This window comes from Aeromicrobium jepli (assembly GCF_047246605.1).
Taxonomy (GTDB): Bacteria; Actinomycetota; Actinomycetes; order Propionibacteriales; family Nocardioidaceae; genus Aeromicrobium.
The window spans coordinates 26382-42907 of the sequence record NZ_JBFOKO010000014.1 but is presented as its reverse complement, the minus strand read 5'-3'; the positions used below and the strand labels follow the sequence as shown (position 1 = coordinate 42907).

The following is a 16526-nucleotide window of genomic DNA, read 5'->3' as shown; positions in this document are numbered from 1 at the left end:
GACCGGCTCGGTCACCGAGGGCTTGGCGGAGATCTTCGACCAGTGACCCCAACGGCTACATTCCCAGTTCGGTGACGGCGTTGCCGATGAGGGGAGCGAAGTCCCGGTCGTAGGCGTTGACCATGTCGTCGGACTTATGCCGGGTCTGCCTGCGGACGGCGCGGGTGTCGGCTCCGTTGCGGCGCGCTTGGGTGACGAACCCGGAGCGCAGACTGTGGAAGCCGTACTTGTCGGGGTTGAGTCCGAGGTCATTGACACGGCGCTTGACGATCATGTTGAGCGCGTTGCCGGACAGGTGTGCTTCGCCGAGCCCACCGGCGCGGTTGACCGACACGAACGCGGGCGCGTCGGGGTTCTCGGGTTTGACGTCGGGCTCGTCGAAGCAGATGTGCTTCCAGTGCGGGGAGTGGCCACGTTGGAACAACGCCATCATCCGTTCGGGCCGGGTGGTGAGGTGACGAAGCCGATTCCAGTGCAGCCATGCGCAGACGGCGCAGGTCAGTTCGGAGTTGCCGCGCGGGATCGCGAGGGTCGCTCCGGCGCCTTCTTGGTCGCTCTTGGACTGGCTGATGGTGATGATGAGGCCATCTTCGTTGACGGTCATGTTCCGCAGTTTGAGCGCGCCGACTTCGCTGCGTCGGGCGGCGCTGCCGAAGCCAAGGAGGATGACGGCGGTGTCGCGGGCGGCGGCCATCCCGGTCGGCCACAGGTGGTGGTCCATGCGGGCGATCATGTGCCGGATCTCGGTGAGCAGAAGGGGGTGCTTGCGGTCGATCTGTTCCTTGCGGGCGCGACGGACTCCGTTGATGGTGTCGTTGACGTCTTCGTTGGAGGCGCGGGGGTATCCGAGGGCACGGTGGACGGCGTTGATGGCGGCGATGGCCCGGCTGATGGAGGAGGCCTTGTAACGCCAGTGACCGTCGTGGTCGATCTGGGTGCTCATGTGGGCGACGTAGGCGCGTACTGTGTTGGGATCGGCGGGTACCGGTTCGAGGTGGTTCTCTGTGCAGAACTCTTCGAACCGGTCCCAGTCACCTTGGTAGGCGCGTCGGGTGTTGTCCGAGAGGCGGAGCGATTTGGCTCGGTCAGCGATCTCGGTGAGACGCGCGAGTGTGCTGGGGTCTTGGGTGTGGTTGAGACTCTCCGGCATCGGGTCCATTATCACACATTGGGTGTGGTTCGGCTACATCAGCAAGATCATGTGTCACACACATTTACGCAGATCACACGGGGTTACCCGCGAGTCACCGGGTGATTCAAGTCGCATCGCGGACGAGTCGTGCGGCCAGCGCGCGAAGCAGGGTCGCCTCGTTGGCCGGATTGGCGACCATCTCGGCCGGGACGGGGGCGCCGTCGAGGTGTCGTTCGGGGGAGACGAGCCACAGCAGCAGGTCGCGTTCGGTCCACCCGTGGCTCGTGGCGAGACGTCGCATCTTGGCGATGACGGGGTGAGGGGTGCCGCCGCGGATCTGGAAGTACGGGTAGATGAGTCCCTCGTCGGTCCAGACGGCGATGAGGTCTCCAGCGCGGTGCCGTTGCCTCGCGACTCGTTCGGGCCGGTCGGCCTGCAGGTCGAGCATCTGGCCCATCTCCCGCGCGGGCACGGCCCCGTACCTGTCGAGCGCGTCGCTGATGCGCTGCTCCTCGGCGGCTCGGGACCGGTCTTGCAGTGAGGATGAGCGAGGCATACGGCGACGATACCGCCAAGATCCGTCTGCCCCTGCCGATCTTCACGTGTTCACCCGGCCGTCCTGCGGGAAGGCTGTGATAAGTGGAAGTTATCGACGGTGTCCGTCCGAGAGGGTGGAAGTGACGAGATCTCAGATGGTGATGACGTTGGAGACGGCCCACCATGCGCGGTCGGGGCTGGAATGACGGACTGGAACGTACATGTGGACGGGCCCGGACGGGTGGTTGAACAGCAGGTTGAGGTCGTACTCACGCTCGACGACCTCGCCGGGTGGCAGGGTGAACACGAGGGCGGACTTCAAGAGGGTCGGGAGTCTGCGCTCGGCGGCTGGCCCGGGCTGGGACAGGAACGAGAACGAACGACGTCCGATACTGCCGGGGTCGAGGTCGGTGGCCTTGATGAGTACGTCGAGGGTGGTGTCGTTGTGCACGATGGCCTTGATGCGTTTGTCGCTGACTTGTTCGATCGTGACGGCGGTCATCAGTGGTCGCTTCCGGTGAAGAAGTTGGTGTACTCGTCGGATCTGCTGGTCATCGCGTCGAGCGCGTCACGGAACCGGCACAGTTCGTCGTCGTCTCGCCACCTCTGCGACAGGGTGGTTTCGACGATGGAGCCGTTCTCGTCGTCTTCGAGGCACGCGTCGATGTCTCTGCCTTCGCTGTTGATGGTGAACAGCATGCGGGCGGTTCCGGTGTTGAAGCACAGGTGCACGTTTCCGTCGTCGTCTGCGTCGCCGATGGGTGCGGGGGAGTCGTCGTCGATGAGGGCGCTGACCAGATCGAGGGCGGCCTCGACGGTCAACTGATACTGGTCGGGCTCGGCATAGGAAGGGACCGTGGATTCCAACTCGGCTTCGAGCGTGTCGAGGAGGACGGTCTTGCGGGGCTTGCTCACGCTGGTTCTATGCAGCCGACGTGAACTACATCGGTGTGGTTTGTCCGGGTGCGGTCGGGTCGTGAACGTGCGCGGGTGCGGGTTGGAAGACGATGGTGAACGCGGGGTTCTTCGCCATCTCGATGATGCGGTGAAGGTCGGCGACCTGCGCTGCGAGGACGACACTGGTGGCGTAGGCGTTACCCATCGCTGCCAGCCACTCTCGTGTGGAGTCGGTGGGTTCTGCCTGCTCGGTCTGCTCGTCGCTCATGTTCGGATGCAAGGCGGAGGACGTGGTGGTCCCGATCAGCAGGATGTGGACAGCAGTGGGATACCGGACGGCAGGGCGTCACCGGTGGTGGTGTCGAAGATGGAGATGGCGCCGTGTTGGGCGACGAACGCGAGGTTCTGGACGCCGTTCGTGGTGACGGCGTTCATGGTCACGTGCGGCTGGTCGTCGAGGAACAGTCCGGCGTGGATGGTGTCGGCCTCGGCGGCGGTCAGTAGGACACCGTAGGCCTCGGACTGGTAGGCGATGTTCTCGGCGTCGGGGGTGTAGTCGCACTCGACGCTGGCGGTGGTGGAGAGGGTGTCGGCCTTGGTGGTGGCGGGTGCAGCGAACCTCAGGGCGACCATCACTCCGGCGGCCATGATGAGGGCGGCGACGGTGGTGAGGACGAACTTGTGGGTGGCGCTGCGCTGCATGTCGGTTCCTTGCTGACTGGTGTGGGGTCACCTGTTTCAAGGAATGCAGGGGGTGCGACGCTGATCCGATCTCATGCTTTGAGACCGTTTCTTCGGGTGGGTCGACGGGGCAGAGAACCCCGGGTTGGTGAGGGTGAACCGCGGGGTTCTCCGGGCCGTCGTTGCGGCGCTTCGGGGCGGTGGCTCGTGTGTGGCGGTCCCCATTCCGCTGCCATCTCCGCACTCCGATGGGTTCACGGTACGCGACCGTGATGATGTACGGCAGGTTTATCGCATAGATCTAGGCATGAACACTCACCCGCATCATGAGGGCAAGCCCGTCGTCGAGGTTCCGAACCCGACGGGTGCCGCTGTAGATTGCACCGACCCTGACGGGGCTTTCCATCGACTGCTCGCGATCGCGAAGTCTGGTGGGGAGACCGGTCTGGCGTTGACGCTCGGTGACGTGCACTGGACCTCGAAGTATCTCGAGGACTTCGGTGGTGACACGCTCCCGGTCATCCGTGTTGCTTTCGACTCGCGCACGCTGGCCGATGGCGTCCCGACCGAGGGGGTGCACTGGCAGCGTGTCCTGAACCGTCGCGGTGACGGTCTGGTGCTGTTCGTGACAACCTGCTGCGACGGCGCCCCGACACTGCTGGTCGATTCGTCGTACGTGCTGGCGGACTATCTGACCGGAGACGGTCCGGCCCCATCCATCACGATCCGGTGAGCGCACAGGTACGCCGGACCCGCCGACACCCGTTGGCGGTGTACGAGACCGAACGCGTCCGTGAGGACTGCCCGGAGAACGAGGACGGCGAGCGGGTTGCCCGTCACCTCGTCGCGACGTGTGATGTCACCACGGCGGCTCGCCTGCTGCGGGTGCCCGTGAATCGGTTGCGGATGGCACCGAGGAAGGCGCGTCGCTCGTTCGGGTACAAGACCGCGATGGCCGAGCCGTTCCGGGTGTTCTGGCAGCCTCGCGGTTACGACTTCGCGGAGGCGGGCATCTTCTACCGGGAGTGAACGACCGACAGGAGCCCGGGGGAGACGACGGCGCGACCGATGAGTCCGTTCGGGTGGGCTTGTTCGGCGTCGGCGGCTTCGAGAACGGCTTCGTAGGCTTCACCGAACCAGAAGGTGGCGAAGTCGCACGCGTCCTCGATGTTGTCGGCGTCGATGACGAAGTACCGGTCGGGCGTGATCGCTTTGTAGGAGCGGTGAGGCCGGTTGCGGTAACGCTCGGGGAACGTGACGGCGTACGACTTCATGTGATCCTGTCCTGACTTGGGCATGCCTAACCTCGACTCAGGTAACTGTACACCCCGGAATTGGGGGTGTCGCACAGGGAACGGATGTGCATAGCGACGCGCCGAAGGTGCGTCGGTGCGTCGTTTTCGGGGGTGACCGTGTACGCGATCGCTTCCCCGTTGGAGCGAATCTGCACGACGGTACGTCGTTTTGCGTTGTCGTCGCAGGGGAACTCGAGGATCAGGTCGCCGTCGGTCCCAAGGTTGGGGTCAGGGACGGCGAGATCGCGGTCGATGAGGTAGGCGCCGAGTAGTTTCGCTCGGTCGATGGCGGCGGGGGTGGGTGCGAGCGTTCCATGTCCGGCCCACCCGTCTTGGAGCATGCTCATGCCTGTGAGGCGCTCGTTGAGCGATCTGGTGGTTGCGTGGCGTTGTTTCACGCCGGGGTCAAGACCCGGTCTGCAGCCTTCTCAGATCAGGCTTGTAGGAGACTTCGGCGTTGCGGATGAGGTCGGTCGGTTCAGGGAGCCTAGTTCCACGCATCTTCGCCAGTTCGAAGGCCGTACTGACCATCATCTTCATGGCGAACATCACGGTGACGGGGCGCCACTTCGGGTCCGGTGCGATGGGCACGATGAGCAGGCCATCTCGGACGTGCGCGTCGGCGAGGCATTCGCCTGCGATCTTGGCGATGCGCTTTCGCTCCCGGCTGAGGTCACGTCGCTTGGACTGCTTGGTCAGTTGCTCGCCGACGTATCGCACGTTGCTGGCGGTGACGTCGGGGTCGATGGTCCCGTAGGAGCAGATGGCGACGAGGGTGAACAGGCCTCCTTCCATGAGGCGCATCTGGTCGGCGCGGGCTCGTTCGAGGGTCTTCTTGCCGGTTCGGTCGTCGCGCTCGGTGTTGAGAAAGTAGAGGGCTGCGTTGCGCCGACGCTCCATCATGGCGGGGATGTCGGCGGTCGTCTTTCGATGGTCAGGCACGTTCGGTACAGGCGGTTAGAAGGTTGCAGGGGATGTTCTGTCACGCCGTGGTGTGAGCGCCCCCGCCCCCGGAGTCAGCCATTCTCCTTCCGGATTCTCAGTAGTTACTTACTTACGGTACTCACAAGTCCCACGAGTCACACGGACCGATCGCTTCCATGCCGCGATCGGGCGGGTTCTGCAACTGGAAGAGATCACTGGCACCGCATTTCGGCTGGAATCGTAGTCAAAAGACGCCTCAAGTCCGAATCTGTAGAGTTATCACACCCGGAGAGAATGACACGTTTGTAACCGTTTCGTATCCAAACCACATTCGAATCATGCGTCACAGATCGGTTGGCGCTGCGTCTTGCTGCATTGGCGCGCGGACTGGTTGCGCATCCCGGCAAGTGGTTGCCGCATGTAGAGGACATGGGCAACGCAAGGCAGTCACGTACGAGAACTCTCGGCCTGTCGTCGCTGGCGATGCTGGTCGCGCTGTCGATGGCCGCTTGTGACGACTCGACGGTCGAACCGGACCCGGCGCCGTCGTCGTCGAAGTTGGGTGGACCGGCTGGTGCGGTTCAGGACGCGCGTGAGTTCGCGGCCGAACAGGAGGAGCGGGCCCGGAACCTCCCCGGGCAGGAGTGAATCGTCGGCGGCGTCAGTCCAACGCGAGCGGGGTCGCGAACTGACGGAGGTAGTCCTCCGGGCTCATGTGGCACGCCGCAGCGGTCTCGATCATCTCGACGACGGCCGTGAGCGACAGCGAGATGATCACCTCGCGCGTCTGCTCGGGGGTGAGGGTGCCGATGACATCGCGGAGCCCGGCGGCGAACATGTCGGCTTCGACGGGGTTCGCTGAGCGCATCTGACCGAGCGTGGCCGTCAGGACGGCGATCGCTTCGGGGCTCGGCTCGTGCGACTCGATGTCGATGCTCATGTCGGGGCAAGCCCTCAGGGTGATCGCGGGCCGATCAGGCGTCGACGAGGGGGCTCGCGTCGCCTTCGTCGTCCTGCTCGAGATTCATGAACGGCTCGAGGATGGAGAAGTACTCCGAGGGTGTCATCTCGTTGAGGCGTGCCGCTTCCTGCAGGAGGACGCTGCTCCAACCGATGATCGTGTAGACGGACGATTCAAGGGATGCTCGGTTCATCTTGCCGAGTAGGATGCCGAAGCGGTCGAGCGCCTCGAAGTCACCATTGCTGCCTGCAAGTTCTGCGCGGAGTAGTTCGAGCGCAGCGCTCTTGCCGTCCTCCCAGTCTCCGAAGGTCAGGGAGGAACGGTCCTTTCGCTTTCTTAGGAAGTTCCTCATGTTGTAGGAAAGGTCTCACTTGCCTGAACGACCGATCGTTTATCTCACATATTGAGACTAGGTCTTCTTCAAGGTGAGGTCGGGGCGCATGGCACGGAGTCGGTCTTCGAACTCGGGGGTGATGAAGTAGCGTGAGCCGATGTGGGTGAAGGTGCGTCCGCACCCGTCGTCCCAGAGGTGCTGCTTTTCTCTGGAATCAGCGGGCCTACCGCATTCTCCGCAGGTGGAGGTGAACCTGTCGACCAGCAGGACCACCGGATCTTCCTCGGTCTTGAGTCGGTCGTACAACATGTCGACCTCTTTGCGCAGCCGATCCGCTTCAATGTGAGCGACGTCACATTCGCGTTGCGCGCGTTCGGCGCGGTCCAGCGCTTCGTCACGGTCACGTTCGGCGATGACGGCGCGCCTCCGCTGAGCGTCGGCCTCATCATAGATGACCTCCCACGGGTCGCGGTTGTGGAACTTGCATTCCTCGCCGAGAGGGAACGTGGTGTCGTGTTTCTCGCACTGGGCGAAGTCGAACGGCGGGGTGTGCGTCATCTCGCAGGGTTGCGGGCCGAGGAGGATGAGCGCGTCAGCCGGGACGCGGAAGCGGACCTCCTCGTCGTTCTCAGTGAGAGCCGACACGAGCGAGAGCCCGTCGGCGGTCTCGACGACTGCGACTTCGAGGTGGGCGGTGGTGTCCATCGGGTTCCGTTCGGTACGGGGTGGTCAGCGGACCAAGTACGGCGGGTGGTCAGTGACCCGCGTCGAACTCGTGAAGGTCGCTGTCGGGGTCGAGGTCGTCGCCCGCGGTGGGGTAGCGACGGTCGCCGGGACCGGGGAACACGATGCGGTCGCGGCCGTCGCGGTCGCCGTGCTTGCGGTCGAATCCTCGGGCCGGGTTGCGGACGTCGAGGGAAACGAACTCCTTGCCTCGGGCGACCATCAGGAGGACGTTCCCGTCGCTGTAGGACCCGTACACCAGATCGGTGAGGTCGGTGGTCGACCGGCCGACCGGCGCGGACAGTGACCCCTCCCGACGCAGCATGCAGATGGCGTCGTAGTCCAGTTCGACGTCGTACTGGTTCTCGATCTGCTCGGTGACAGCCTCGTACTGAGCCGTGACCGCCTTCTTGCTCTGAGCCTCGACGCCGGTCAGCATGACGAAAGTGGCGAGAATCAGGACGACCCCGGAACCGACGACCTTCCTTCTACCCTTGATGCCGCCAGCAACCAGCATGACGAGGCCGATGATCGTTGCCGCGAGGATGAACCAGTCGAATCCTTGCCAGTCGTACGTGAACGTCTCAGCGGGAATCGTGGGCACAGCGTCAGACAGAGAGATCATCAGTGAGTTCCGTTCGGGTCGGTGGTGCTTCACCGACTTCTATGCACCAGACCAGAGCGACAGTCCCCGGACGGCAACATGCCCCGGTACCACTGAGGGCACCGAGGCATGTTGGAGTGGTGGAGGTACTACCTGTCGAGCGGGCGGTACTTCTTGGGTCCGTCAGCGACCGTCAGATACACCTTGTCGTCCATGTGGCTGCCGTAAACGATGGTCGACGGGTCGTCTCGCAGGACGCCGACCTTCTTGGCGTACCCGCCGTTCTTGGTGACGTCCCAGACGGCGTCTTGGTCGAGGGAGATGTCGTAGGTCTTCTCGGTGCCGTTGAAGATCACCCTGCTCGCGGCATTCTTGTCAGCGACCGCGAGCCAGAGGAAGACCATCACGGGGACCATGACGGCGAAGAACGGCAGGTTCCAAGCAACCTCGGTCTTGGTGAGCCAGCCGAGTAGGAGCATGGCGACGACCACGAGCATGGTCGCCATCAACGCGACGGCGGTCCACCAGATGTTCTGCCCGGTGAGGTAATCCGTGAGCGACAGGTGCGGGTGAGGGTCGATGAACGGCGCGGTCGTGTCGAAAGGGAAGGTCATGGTGACGTCAAACCCGTAGGCGTGGACGGGTCGATCGGGATAGGCAGTGGGCCCGCCACGAGACAATGCTCGCGACGGGCCCACTGAGGGGTGTTGCCGTCAGGTCAGGCCGTCTGGCCGTTCTCCGACGGGACCGACACCTCGACCGAAGCGGTCTTGTTGCCGCCACCCATCAGCGACGACAGGTTCGTGCCGAGGACCGGGGCGAGCACGCCGTCCAACTGGGCGATGCCGTTGACGATGCCCTTGGTGACCGCGCCAGCGCCCTCGGTGGAGACGATCTGGATGTTGTCGATGGCCGACATGGGCGCCGCGAACTCGCGGACGATCTCGGGCAACTTGTCGATCACCATCTGCTGGACCGCGGCCTCGTTGAACTCCTTCATCGCCTCGGCCTTCGCCTCGATGGCCTTGGCCTCGGCCAGACCCTTCGCCTCGATGGCGGCAGCCTCGGCGTCACCGCGAGCCTTGATGGCGGCAGCCTGCGCCTCGGCCTCAGCGACGACGCGCTGCTTGTCGGCCTCGGCGGTCTGACGCGTCTGGTAGAGCGCTGCGTCGGCGGGCTTGTTGACCTCGGCGACCAACTGGCGCTCACGCAGGACGGCCTGCTGCTCGGCGACGGCCTGCTCACGCTGCACGATGAGGGCCTGCTGCTCGGCGGCCTCGAGCGGACCGGCGGCGTCGGACACGGCCGATGCCTTGTCCGTCTCGGCCTTCAACTCGGCCTGACGGACCGCCAGTTCACGGTTCTTCTCCGCGATCAACTGGTTGGACGCGACCTCGGCGTCGTTGGCCTCCTGATTGGCCTTCGCGCGAGCGATGCGGGCCTCCCGGGCGACACGCTCGGCCTCGGGGACACCGAGGCTCTTGATGTAGTCGTTCGGGTCGCTGATCTCGCTGATCTGGAGCGAGTCCAGATCCAGACCGATGCGGTTCATGTCGCTGGTCGCGGCGGCGAGCACCTCCGAGGCCAACTTGTCACGGTCACGGATGACCTCCTCGACCGTCATCTTGCCGATGATGGCGCGCAGCGAACCGGTGAGGATCTCCTGCGCGTTCGAGGGGGATCTGGTCCTCCTTGCCGTTGAATCGCTCGGCGGCGGCGCGGATGAGTTCGGGCGACGAGCCGACCTTGATCATGGCGACGGCCTTGATGTTCAGAACGATGTTGCGGTGGTCGATGGCGTCCACGTGCAACTGGACCTGCGTCTGCGACAGGGAGATCGTGGAGGCCTTCTGCACGATGGGCATGACGAACGTCTTGCCGCCGGGGGAGACGACCTTGACCTCGCCGTTGTTCCGCGAGCCGGAGACGATGATGGCCTCCGAGACGCCTGCGATGCGCAGACGGTTGAGGATGAACGCGACAGCCGCGATGACCGCGATGACGAGTCCACCGATGAGCAACATGGTGGTGCTGGGCATGGGGATGCTTCCTTCTCTGGTGGGAGGTGCTGCTGGTGTCTGGGGTTAGTTGGACTCGTCGGCCGGGCGGCGCCGGTTGGCGATGGCCTCGACGGCGAGCACGATGAAGATCGCGACGACGGAGAACATCAGGCCTCCACGACCGGGCGCGCCTTGGAGACGACGAGGTGGCTGGAGTCGATGACCTCGGAGATGAACAGGACGTCGCCTGACTTGTAGGTCGCGTCGTCGAGGGTGTCGGCCTTGAACGAGCGGGGCTGGCCGAGCCACGTGGCGACGACCGATCCGCGGTCACCGGTCCACCAGTCCACGCGGGCGGTCTTGCCCACGAGGTCGTTCAGGTTGGGGACGAACGAGTCGTCGGCGTCAGCGATGGCCTTGAACTTGCGGAAGATGATGTAGAAGACGCCACCGGCGAGCAGGCCAGCGACACCCGCGATGACCGTGTAGAGGCCGGGGTTGTCGTCACCGGCGACGCTGTAGCCGAGCGCGCCAACGAAGCCGAAGAAGGTGGCGAACGCGGCGATGGACGGGATGACCGGCTCTCCGCCGAAGAAGTCGAAGATGTCGTCGAGGAACGACGAGATGACGAGGACGATGAGGCCGATGACCCCGATGGTGGCGAAGACGGTCATGCTGATCATGGGTGGTTTCTCCGTTGTGTGCTGCACACCGTGCGTGTGCGTTGTTCGACCGGCCCAAGGGATGAGCCGGGGTGTTTCCGATCAGAAGTTGCTGTTGGAGGGCCCGCGGACTGTCCGGTACAGGAACCGGACCGCGTAGACGGCGGTGGCGCCGAACCCGACGCAGGGGGTGAGGTAGCCCGAGACGACCCCGGGGGTGAACAGGGCCAGCGCGATGATGAGCAGCGCCGGGACGGCGATGGCGGTGCGGTCGCCGTAGAGGCCCGACTCGCGCCGGTCAGTACCGAGCATCACGGCGGCCTGCGCAGTGGCGGCGAAGCCAAGGACGCAGGTGAAGGCGATGATCCAGACGTCGTTCATGCCTGTTCTATGCCCCGAACCATGCCGAGATTCGATCTGTTCGATGTGGCATCGGGTAGACGCATAGAAGTGGTGTCAACTACCACCACCCGGTGGTGCGGTCACAGGTGGCAGTTGACATGTCGTTGCCGTCCACGTCCATCGGCTGCGAGAACAACGCCCGGGTCGGGCAGCCTTCACAGGCGTCTGGCCCGGGCGTTCGTCGATCTGGGCGCCGCCGCAAGCGGCAAAGAGCCCCTCACGGGACGTGCAGTGCGTTGATGACCTTCACGTCGGAGTCGTTGACGAGGATGTTGAACACGTCGTCGTTCAGGTTGTCGTGCTTGGCGACCAGCAGGCGAACCTCGGCCCGCGCGGATCCTGCGAGCGTGACCAGCACATCACCGGGCGTCTCGGGGTTCTTCGCGATGGCGACCTCGACCGTCGGGTCGCTCACGCACACGCGCAGTACCCCGGGGTCGATGTTCGGGTTCGACAGAGCGAACGTCCGCACCGACTGATCGACGTCGAACGCAAGACGGTTCACCACGTCAGTTGGCGTGTTCAGGTGCCCGGCGACGGTCCGACGAATCGACGTCTCCTCGTCGTCCGCCATGAACACGAGCGTCTCGACGCTCAACGACGGATGCGCGACCACGGCCCCACGCACCCGGGCGTTGTGACTGCCGGGCAACTGAGCCAGAGCGTGCAGGATCTCGAACGGGGTGTGAGGGTCGGTCGCCGCCTCGAGCCGCTCGTCCGGGCTCGCGTGCGCGATGCGCTCGGGCGTGTAGTTGCTGCTGCGACGAACCGACATGAAGGACTCCAAGGTGTGCGAGACGTGACGGCCGCGACGGGCGCTTGTCGGCCTGTCCGGCACTGCTGATGACCTTCCAAAGCCCGCACCGTCACAGATTCCGATCGCCCGGTCGCCGCATGTGGAGAGGTAGACCCCACGAACAGGAAGAACCACATGAAGAAGCCACTCCTGCTGGTCGTGACGACGTTGATGGCGTTGCTCATGTTGTCCGGCTGCTACCGCATGGACATGTCTATGAAGTTCAACGCCGACGACACCGTCGACGGTCACCTCGCGGTCGGCATCAAGGAAGACGCACTCGACGCGCTCATCTCCATGTCCGGTGAGGACGAGGATGCCTTCTGGGGCGAGATGAGCAAGGAAATGCAGTCCGACGACGAGAACGGTGTGTTCTCCGACGCGAAGGTCTCCAACTGGAAGGAAGGCGACTACAAGGGGCGTAAGTTCTCGTTCGAGGGCGCGACCATCAACAACTTGAACGACAACGACGAGGACAACTCGAAGGTCACCCACGCCGACGGCAAGTTCACGGTCGTCCTCGACACGTCCGACATGGCTGTCAGTGATGAGGATGACGACTTCGCGATGACCGGTTCACCGATCCTGCGGATGGAGTTCGAGTTCCCCGGAAAGGTGACCTCCGCGCCCGGCGGCGCCATCGACGGGAACAAGGTCGTGTACCTGTTCGACTCCAAGGACGAGTTGAAGGCCATCCCCGCCACGTTGACCATCACCGCGCTCGACAAGGGTGAGGGCGGTTCCAACACGGCTGTCCTGCTGGTGGTCGGCCTGCTCATCGTCGCCGGTGGCGCCGTCGGGGTCGCGCTGGTCGCGAAGTCCGGCAAGCGTGACCAGTCCGACGTGCCGGGCGACCCGGGTGTCGACGGTGCGCCGCGCGAGTCGCGGGTCAGCCCGTTCGCTACGGACGAGGGGGACGACCTCGCGCCCGGCGCCGGTGACGAAGATGATTGGGACCAGTACGACCGCCCCTGAACCGTCACGGTTCGACTCTCGACGAGACCGCCGGTACGCCCCGCAACGGGTGTCCGGCGGTCTCGTCATGTGGGCACCCCACAGTCCTCCACCAGCCCCCACACACCTGACCTTTCATGGTGAGCAACACAGACACGGCCCTCGCACCGCGACGCGACCGTCGCGGCCACAACGCGGCCTCCAAGCCCGGCGAGGTCGGCTTCCAAGCCGTCCGCCTGCCGGAGACCAACAGCGGCATCAACCACGCGGCCCGCGACGAGTTCGCCTCTGCCCATCGCGGCATCCTCGACATGGACCTCATCGAGCGCGACACGCTCGACGCAATGGTCGCCGGTGACCTCATCGAGGTCATGGAGTCACTCCCGGCGAACACCCCCGACTTCCCGGGCCCGCTGAACTCGAACAACTCCGAGATCGCCGTCAACGCCCTCACCCTGCACGCCAACTTGTCCAGCACCGACGAGGTGGACTGGGAAGGTTCGACCGGTTCGTGGGGCACCCGCAAGCCCGGCGAAGGCGCCGTCGCGTACGAGGCCGTGAAGTCGGAGTGGTCCAACCACGAGAACATGGCCGTCGAGATCGAGACCGTTCGCGGCACGATGACATGGGAGGAACTGACCTCCGGAGACATCCCGGTCGAAGCCGAAGGTGAAGATGGTGTGGTCACGTGGACGTTCGACGTGGACTTCAAGCGGCTGGTCGAGGAGAAGGACCAGTCCGCGCTCGGCGAGTCGTATCTCGACACTCTCCATGACGTCGCCGATGCGCGCCGTCTCGAGGGTTACACGAAGGACATGCTCGCCCGGGTGGACGCCGCGACCGTCGGCGCGAACTACGCCCAGCGTGAGTTCGTGCGCTGGCTCGCCAAGGACCGGTACAAGTTCCCGCTCGTCGAGCCGGACGACCCGCGCTTCCGTGAGGTTGCGCTGGCCCGTTACAAGGACGCTCACTCGGTTCCGCTCGGTGTGCTCAACTCGGGTGTCGGCGCCGAGCGCGCCGCCACCCACGAGGCGATGATCGCCCAGTGGTACGACACGGTGTTCCCTCTGGTGAAGCCGGTCCTGAACGACATGCGCTGACCCGGACGCCAAGACACCCGCACCTCGAGCCCGATGGGTTCAGGGTGCGGGTGTTCTCGTTTGTGGGTTCAGGCGATGACGGCGGCGTCCTCGAACGACAGCAGGGGCCACGTGCGCGTGTCATGGTCGATGAGGTACTTCCAGTCCACGCAGGTGATGGTGGACTCGCTGGCGTTCGCTGACGCGTCGATGAGGGTGCAGTAGCGGCGCGTCGCGTGGTCGACGATGGAGTTCTGGCGGATCTGCTCCAAGGGGTTGCCGTACCAGCCGTCGTCCTGCCAAGCCCACGCTGTGGAGTGGCCGTGGATCTGGTCGAACCCGGGGGAGCCGTACGCGAGCCAGCCGGGCAGGAGTTCGGTCCCGGCGAGCGCGTTCACCGGGTCGGCCGACAACGATGGGACACCGTTGATGAGTTGCCCGGGCATGATGAGGTTGTTGATGTCGCCGGTGACGTGCTGGTTGAGCAGCCGGGCGGCGCCGACCGCGGTGGGTGCTCCGAGAGACTTCCACAGCCCGATGGTCAGCCCGGCGTGCGTGACGAGGATCTGTCGGTCTCGGTGACGGATGACGGCGGCGACCTTCATGAGTCCTCGAGCCCACCAGTCACCGACGATCGGGTCGAGTTCAGCCTGCTCACCCCACAGGTAATTGCCTCGACCACCGAGCACGGCGACCTCATGGTTGCCGACCAACTGGATGTACCGGTGAGGGTTCACGCGGATGAGCGCGTCGGCCAGCGCGACACACTCGGAGTTGTCCAGTTCAGGGAACGCGCCACCGACACGCAGGATGTCGCCGACTTGGATGAGGGTCATCCCGTCGGGTAGCACGGGGTCGGACGGGTCGATGCCCAGTTCACGCAAGACTTTCTCGAACGCGTCGAACTGGCCGCCGATGTCACCGAGGATGACGACGCGTTTGCTTCCCGCTCCGGTCAAGGTGACGTACGGGTCACCGGCTCCGGGCGCGGGGGCGAGGTCAGGACCACTCGGCGAGAGAGTTCGCGACGACGCGACCTTCGTGACGTTCGCGCTTGTGGGTGCGACGCTTGATGCGCTTGCGTTCCCCGGCGCGCCACGAGTACCAGCGTCGTGCCTTTCGGCTGTAGGCCTCAACTTCGTCCCCGTCTCGAGCGATCCGCTTCATCTGACTGACCTCCTGTATGGGTGGTCTTGTCTGATATGCGGCGAGACGGGGACGACAGCCGTCAGGCGTCTACGTCCTCCTGCATGGATTGCAGGACGGCAGCGGTGGCGACCCGGATGTCACGCAGGTGGGCGCGGGCGACGGTGACGTCGAGACCGAACTCGTCGGCCAGTTCCTTGCCGGTGGGGATCTCCCCTTCGAGGCCGGACCGCAGCCAGTACTCGGCGATGTCACCGATACGCAGGTCGTCGTGGAAGGCGAGTCGGTCGCGCACCAACTTGAAGAAGCGGGGACGTTCCCCGGCGTGCAGACCGAGGGCACCGGTGCGGTCAGGCTGGTGCATGTCCGTGGTGTCGGGTCGGTCCACTTCCTCGATGATGGAGGTGACGGCGATGTTGCTCTTGAGGTCGGCCTTGGAGACGAGGAACCCGGACCGCTTCGGATCCTTGTTGGTCTCCCACAGGCGCCGGTTGGTCTCGGCGATGACCTCATCGTCGGAGGGCACGACGCCGGTGTTCTCGGTCATGATCTTGCGGGTCTTCGCGATGAGGGCCCGGCGACGCTCCACGTTACCCATGCCGGACAGCGGAGTGACCGCGTTGGAACGCACGAACTGGTAGGTGGCGTTCGAGGCGCGCTTCTTGACCACGGCGTCGAAGGACACGATCTCGTCGAGCAACTTCGGCTTAGCGCAGATCTCGAGGATGAGTTCGTACGCGGACATGGAGACGATCTGTGCGAGGTCGTCGAGCATGGCGTTGCGGTTCTGCCGGAAGTGGCTGCACAACTGTGCCCCGTGACGCATGAACATCGCCTTGCGTCGCGCGAGGAACGCGTTGATCAGCACCTTCCGTTCAGGTTCCGTCGCGACGAGGATGTCGCGCAGTTCGTCGTGCGTAGTGTCCGTGTTCATGCCCCGTACCTGCTGTTCCCGAGATGACCCTGTGTGAATGCGGGCGCCTCGTCGTGAACGAGTGGCGCGAATGGGAACCCTGTGACCGGGGTCTGTCGGTCACTGAGCGCGTCCCTGAAAGCGACGTAGCGTCGGCCGCCTGAGCGGGGGTCGACGAGGTTGGCGACGGTCTGCAACGGCTGACTGTCATCTCCGCGACCAGACAGGGCGGTGTGCGTCTTGCGAAGCACTCGCTCTGCCTTGGCCTTGCCGACACCGGGCTGTGCGAGGAGTAGTTGGCTGAGGCTGATCTTCATCAGCGGCTTGCCATCTGGCTCGCACGCGGCCCGGATGAGGTCGTCGACCGTCACTACTCCTTCGGTGATGGCGACGAGCCATTCGGCTCGGGTGCGGCTGGCTCGACGTCGCGCTTCGGCGAGTTCGTCGGGTGCCAGCAGCGGCGGTCGGGTCTGTGTCATTGCGTGT

General features: G+C 64.6%; 27 protein-coding genes. 5 read left to right on the top strand and 22 right to left on the bottom strand.

Going from position 1 to position 16526, the window contains the following annotated elements; translation table 11 throughout:
- Positions 1-55: 55 nt before the first annotated feature.
- From AB3M81_RS17850 to AB3M81_RS17825, 6 genes are all read right to left on the bottom strand, one after another.
- Positions 56-1150, bottom strand: coding sequence for a tyrosine-type recombinase/integrase (locus AB3M81_RS17850; protein WP_412905288.1), 1095 nt, complete (start codon positions 1148-1150; stop codon positions 56-58).
- Positions 1151-1256: 106 nt separating this feature from the next.
- On the bottom strand, positions 1257-1688 hold the full coding sequence (locus tag AB3M81_RS17845) for a hypothetical protein (RefSeq protein WP_412905287.1): 432 nt from the start codon (positions 1686-1688) through the stop codon (positions 1257-1259).
- Positions 1689-1820: 132 nt separating this feature from the next.
- A complete protein-coding gene (locus AB3M81_RS17840) occupies positions 1821-2171 on the bottom strand; it encodes a M35 family metalloendopeptidase (protein ID WP_412905286.1) in 351 nt (116 codons plus the stop codon).
- Positions 2171-2584 carry a hypothetical protein gene (locus tag AB3M81_RS17835; protein ID WP_412905285.1) on the bottom strand — a complete coding sequence of 138 codons (414 nt, stop codon included), beginning with the start codon at positions 2582-2584 and terminating at the stop codon, positions 2171-2173. The genes AB3M81_RS17840 and AB3M81_RS17835 overlap by 1 nt, the downstream gene beginning before the upstream one ends.
- A 25-nt stretch (positions 2585-2609) precedes the next feature.
- Positions 2610-2834 carry a hypothetical protein gene (locus AB3M81_RS17830; protein WP_412905284.1) on the bottom strand — a complete coding sequence of 75 codons (225 nt, stop codon included), beginning with the start codon at positions 2832-2834 and terminating at the stop codon, positions 2610-2612.
- 35 nt (positions 2835-2869) lie between these two features.
- Positions 2870-3268 (bottom strand): hypothetical protein, encoded by a 399-nt coding sequence (locus AB3M81_RS17825; protein ID WP_412905283.1) that lies wholly within the window; start codon positions 3266-3268, stop codon positions 2870-2872.
- A gap of 286 nt (positions 3269-3554) precedes the next feature.
- Between AB3M81_RS17825 and AB3M81_RS17820 the strand changes: the two genes are divergently transcribed.
- Positions 3555-3980 carry a hypothetical protein gene (locus AB3M81_RS17820; protein ID WP_412905282.1) on the top strand — a complete coding sequence of 142 codons (426 nt, stop codon included), beginning with the start codon at positions 3555-3557 and terminating at the stop codon, positions 3978-3980.
- 38 nt (positions 3981-4018) lie between these two features.
- Entirely contained in the window at positions 4019-4276 is a 258-nt protein-coding gene (locus AB3M81_RS17815) for a hypothetical protein (protein ID WP_412905281.1), read from the top strand.
- Here the strand turns inward: AB3M81_RS17815 and AB3M81_RS17810 are convergent.
- The 3 genes from AB3M81_RS17810 to AB3M81_RS17800 are packed head-to-tail and all read right to left on the bottom strand — an operon-like array spanning position 4264 to position 5445.
- Positions 4264-4545 (bottom strand): hypothetical protein, encoded by a 282-nt coding sequence (locus AB3M81_RS17810; RefSeq protein WP_412905280.1) that lies wholly within the window; start codon positions 4543-4545, stop codon positions 4264-4266. The genes AB3M81_RS17815 and AB3M81_RS17810 overlap by 13 nt on opposite strands.
- 2 nt (positions 4546-4547) lie before the next feature.
- Positions 4548-4889: a hypothetical protein gene (locus tag AB3M81_RS17805; protein ID WP_412905279.1), complete on the bottom strand. Its 342-nt coding sequence runs from the start codon at positions 4887-4889 to the stop codon at positions 4548-4550.
- Between the two features lie 58 nt (positions 4890-4947).
- Positions 4948-5445: a hypothetical protein gene (locus tag AB3M81_RS17800; RefSeq protein WP_412905278.1), complete on the bottom strand. Its 498-nt coding sequence runs from the start codon at positions 5443-5445 to the stop codon at positions 4948-4950.
- Positions 5446-5820: 375 nt separating this feature from the next.
- On the opposite strand from AB3M81_RS17800, the gene AB3M81_RS17795 reads away from it, so the two are divergent.
- Entirely contained in the window at positions 5821-6114 is a 294-nt protein-coding gene (locus tag AB3M81_RS17795; protein WP_412905277.1) for a hypothetical protein, read from the top strand.
- Between the two features lie 13 nt (positions 6115-6127).
- On the opposite strand, the gene AB3M81_RS17790 is transcribed toward AB3M81_RS17795, so the two are convergent.
- The 10 genes from AB3M81_RS17790 to AB3M81_RS17745 form a co-directional block, all read right to left on the bottom strand.
- The gene (locus AB3M81_RS17790) at positions 6128-6406 is read right to left on the bottom strand and encodes a hypothetical protein (RefSeq protein ID WP_412905276.1); all 279 of its coding nucleotides are present in this window, start codon (positions 6404-6406) and stop codon (positions 6128-6130) included.
- Between the two features lie 34 nt (positions 6407-6440).
- On the bottom strand, positions 6441-6779 hold the full coding sequence (locus AB3M81_RS17785; protein ID WP_412905275.1) for a hypothetical protein: 339 nt from the start codon (positions 6777-6779) through the stop codon (positions 6441-6443).
- A gap of 57 nt (positions 6780-6836) precedes the next feature.
- Complete coding sequence (locus AB3M81_RS17780) at positions 6837-7466, bottom strand: hypothetical protein (protein ID WP_412905274.1); 630 nt, start codon at positions 7464-7466, stop codon at positions 6837-6839.
- A gap of 49 nt (positions 7467-7515) precedes the next feature.
- Positions 7516-8088 (bottom strand): hypothetical protein, encoded by a 573-nt coding sequence (locus AB3M81_RS17775; protein ID WP_412905273.1) that lies wholly within the window; start codon positions 8086-8088, stop codon positions 7516-7518.
- A 149-nt stretch (positions 8089-8237) separates the two neighbouring features.
- On the bottom strand, positions 8238-8702 hold the full coding sequence (locus tag AB3M81_RS17770; protein WP_412905272.1) for a hypothetical protein: 465 nt from the start codon (positions 8700-8702) through the stop codon (positions 8238-8240).
- 104 nt (positions 8703-8806) lie between these two features.
- On the bottom strand, positions 8807-9712 hold the full coding sequence (locus tag AB3M81_RS17765; RefSeq protein WP_412905271.1) for a flotillin domain-containing protein: 906 nt from the start codon (positions 9710-9712) through the stop codon (positions 8807-8809).
- Positions 9687-10127 (bottom strand): SPFH domain-containing protein, encoded by a 441-nt coding sequence (locus AB3M81_RS17760; RefSeq protein ID WP_412905270.1) that lies wholly within the window; start codon positions 10125-10127, stop codon positions 9687-9689. Before AB3M81_RS17760 ends, AB3M81_RS17765 begins: the two co-directional genes overlap by 26 nt.
- A gap of 128 nt (positions 10128-10255) precedes the next feature.
- Positions 10256-10771 (bottom strand): hypothetical protein, encoded by a 516-nt coding sequence (locus AB3M81_RS17755; protein ID WP_412905269.1) that lies wholly within the window; start codon positions 10769-10771, stop codon positions 10256-10258.
- A gap of 81 nt (positions 10772-10852) precedes the next feature.
- Positions 10853-11131, bottom strand: coding sequence for a hypothetical protein (locus AB3M81_RS17750; RefSeq protein ID WP_412905268.1), 279 nt, complete (start codon positions 11129-11131; stop codon positions 10853-10855).
- Between the two features lie 238 nt (positions 11132-11369).
- Positions 11370-11927 carry a hypothetical protein gene (locus AB3M81_RS17745; protein WP_412905267.1) on the bottom strand — a complete coding sequence of 186 codons (558 nt, stop codon included), beginning with the start codon at positions 11925-11927 and terminating at the stop codon, positions 11370-11372.
- 156 nt (positions 11928-12083) lie between these two features.
- On the opposite strand from AB3M81_RS17745, the gene AB3M81_RS17740 reads away from it, so the two are divergent.
- Both AB3M81_RS17740 and AB3M81_RS17735 read left to right on the top strand, forming a co-directional pair.
- Positions 12084-12923, top strand: coding sequence for an LppM family (lipo)protein (locus AB3M81_RS17740; RefSeq protein WP_412905266.1), 840 nt, complete (start codon positions 12084-12086; stop codon positions 12921-12923).
- 119 nt (positions 12924-13042) lie between these two features.
- The gene (locus tag AB3M81_RS17735; protein ID WP_412905265.1) at positions 13043-14002 is read left to right on the top strand and encodes a hypothetical protein; all 960 of its coding nucleotides are present in this window, start codon (positions 13043-13045) and stop codon (positions 14000-14002) included.
- A gap of 68 nt (positions 14003-14070) precedes the next feature.
- On the opposite strand, the gene AB3M81_RS17730 is transcribed toward AB3M81_RS17735, so the two are convergent.
- The 3 genes from AB3M81_RS17730 to AB3M81_RS17720 all read right to left on the bottom strand — a co-directional run bounded on the left by AB3M81_RS17730 (position 14071) and on the right by AB3M81_RS17720 (position 16519).
- Complete coding sequence (locus AB3M81_RS17730) at positions 14071-14940, bottom strand: metallophosphoesterase family protein (RefSeq protein ID WP_412905264.1); 870 nt, start codon at positions 14938-14940, stop codon at positions 14071-14073.
- Between the two features lie 269 nt (positions 14941-15209).
- Positions 15210-16061 (bottom strand): hypothetical protein, encoded by an 852-nt coding sequence (locus AB3M81_RS17725; protein WP_412905263.1) that lies wholly within the window; start codon positions 16059-16061, stop codon positions 15210-15212.
- A complete protein-coding gene (locus AB3M81_RS17720; protein ID WP_412905262.1) occupies positions 16058-16519 on the bottom strand; it encodes a hypothetical protein in 462 nt (153 codons plus the stop codon). The genes AB3M81_RS17725 and AB3M81_RS17720 overlap by 4 nt, the downstream gene beginning before the upstream one ends.
- Between the last annotated feature and the right edge of the window lie 7 nt (positions 16520-16526).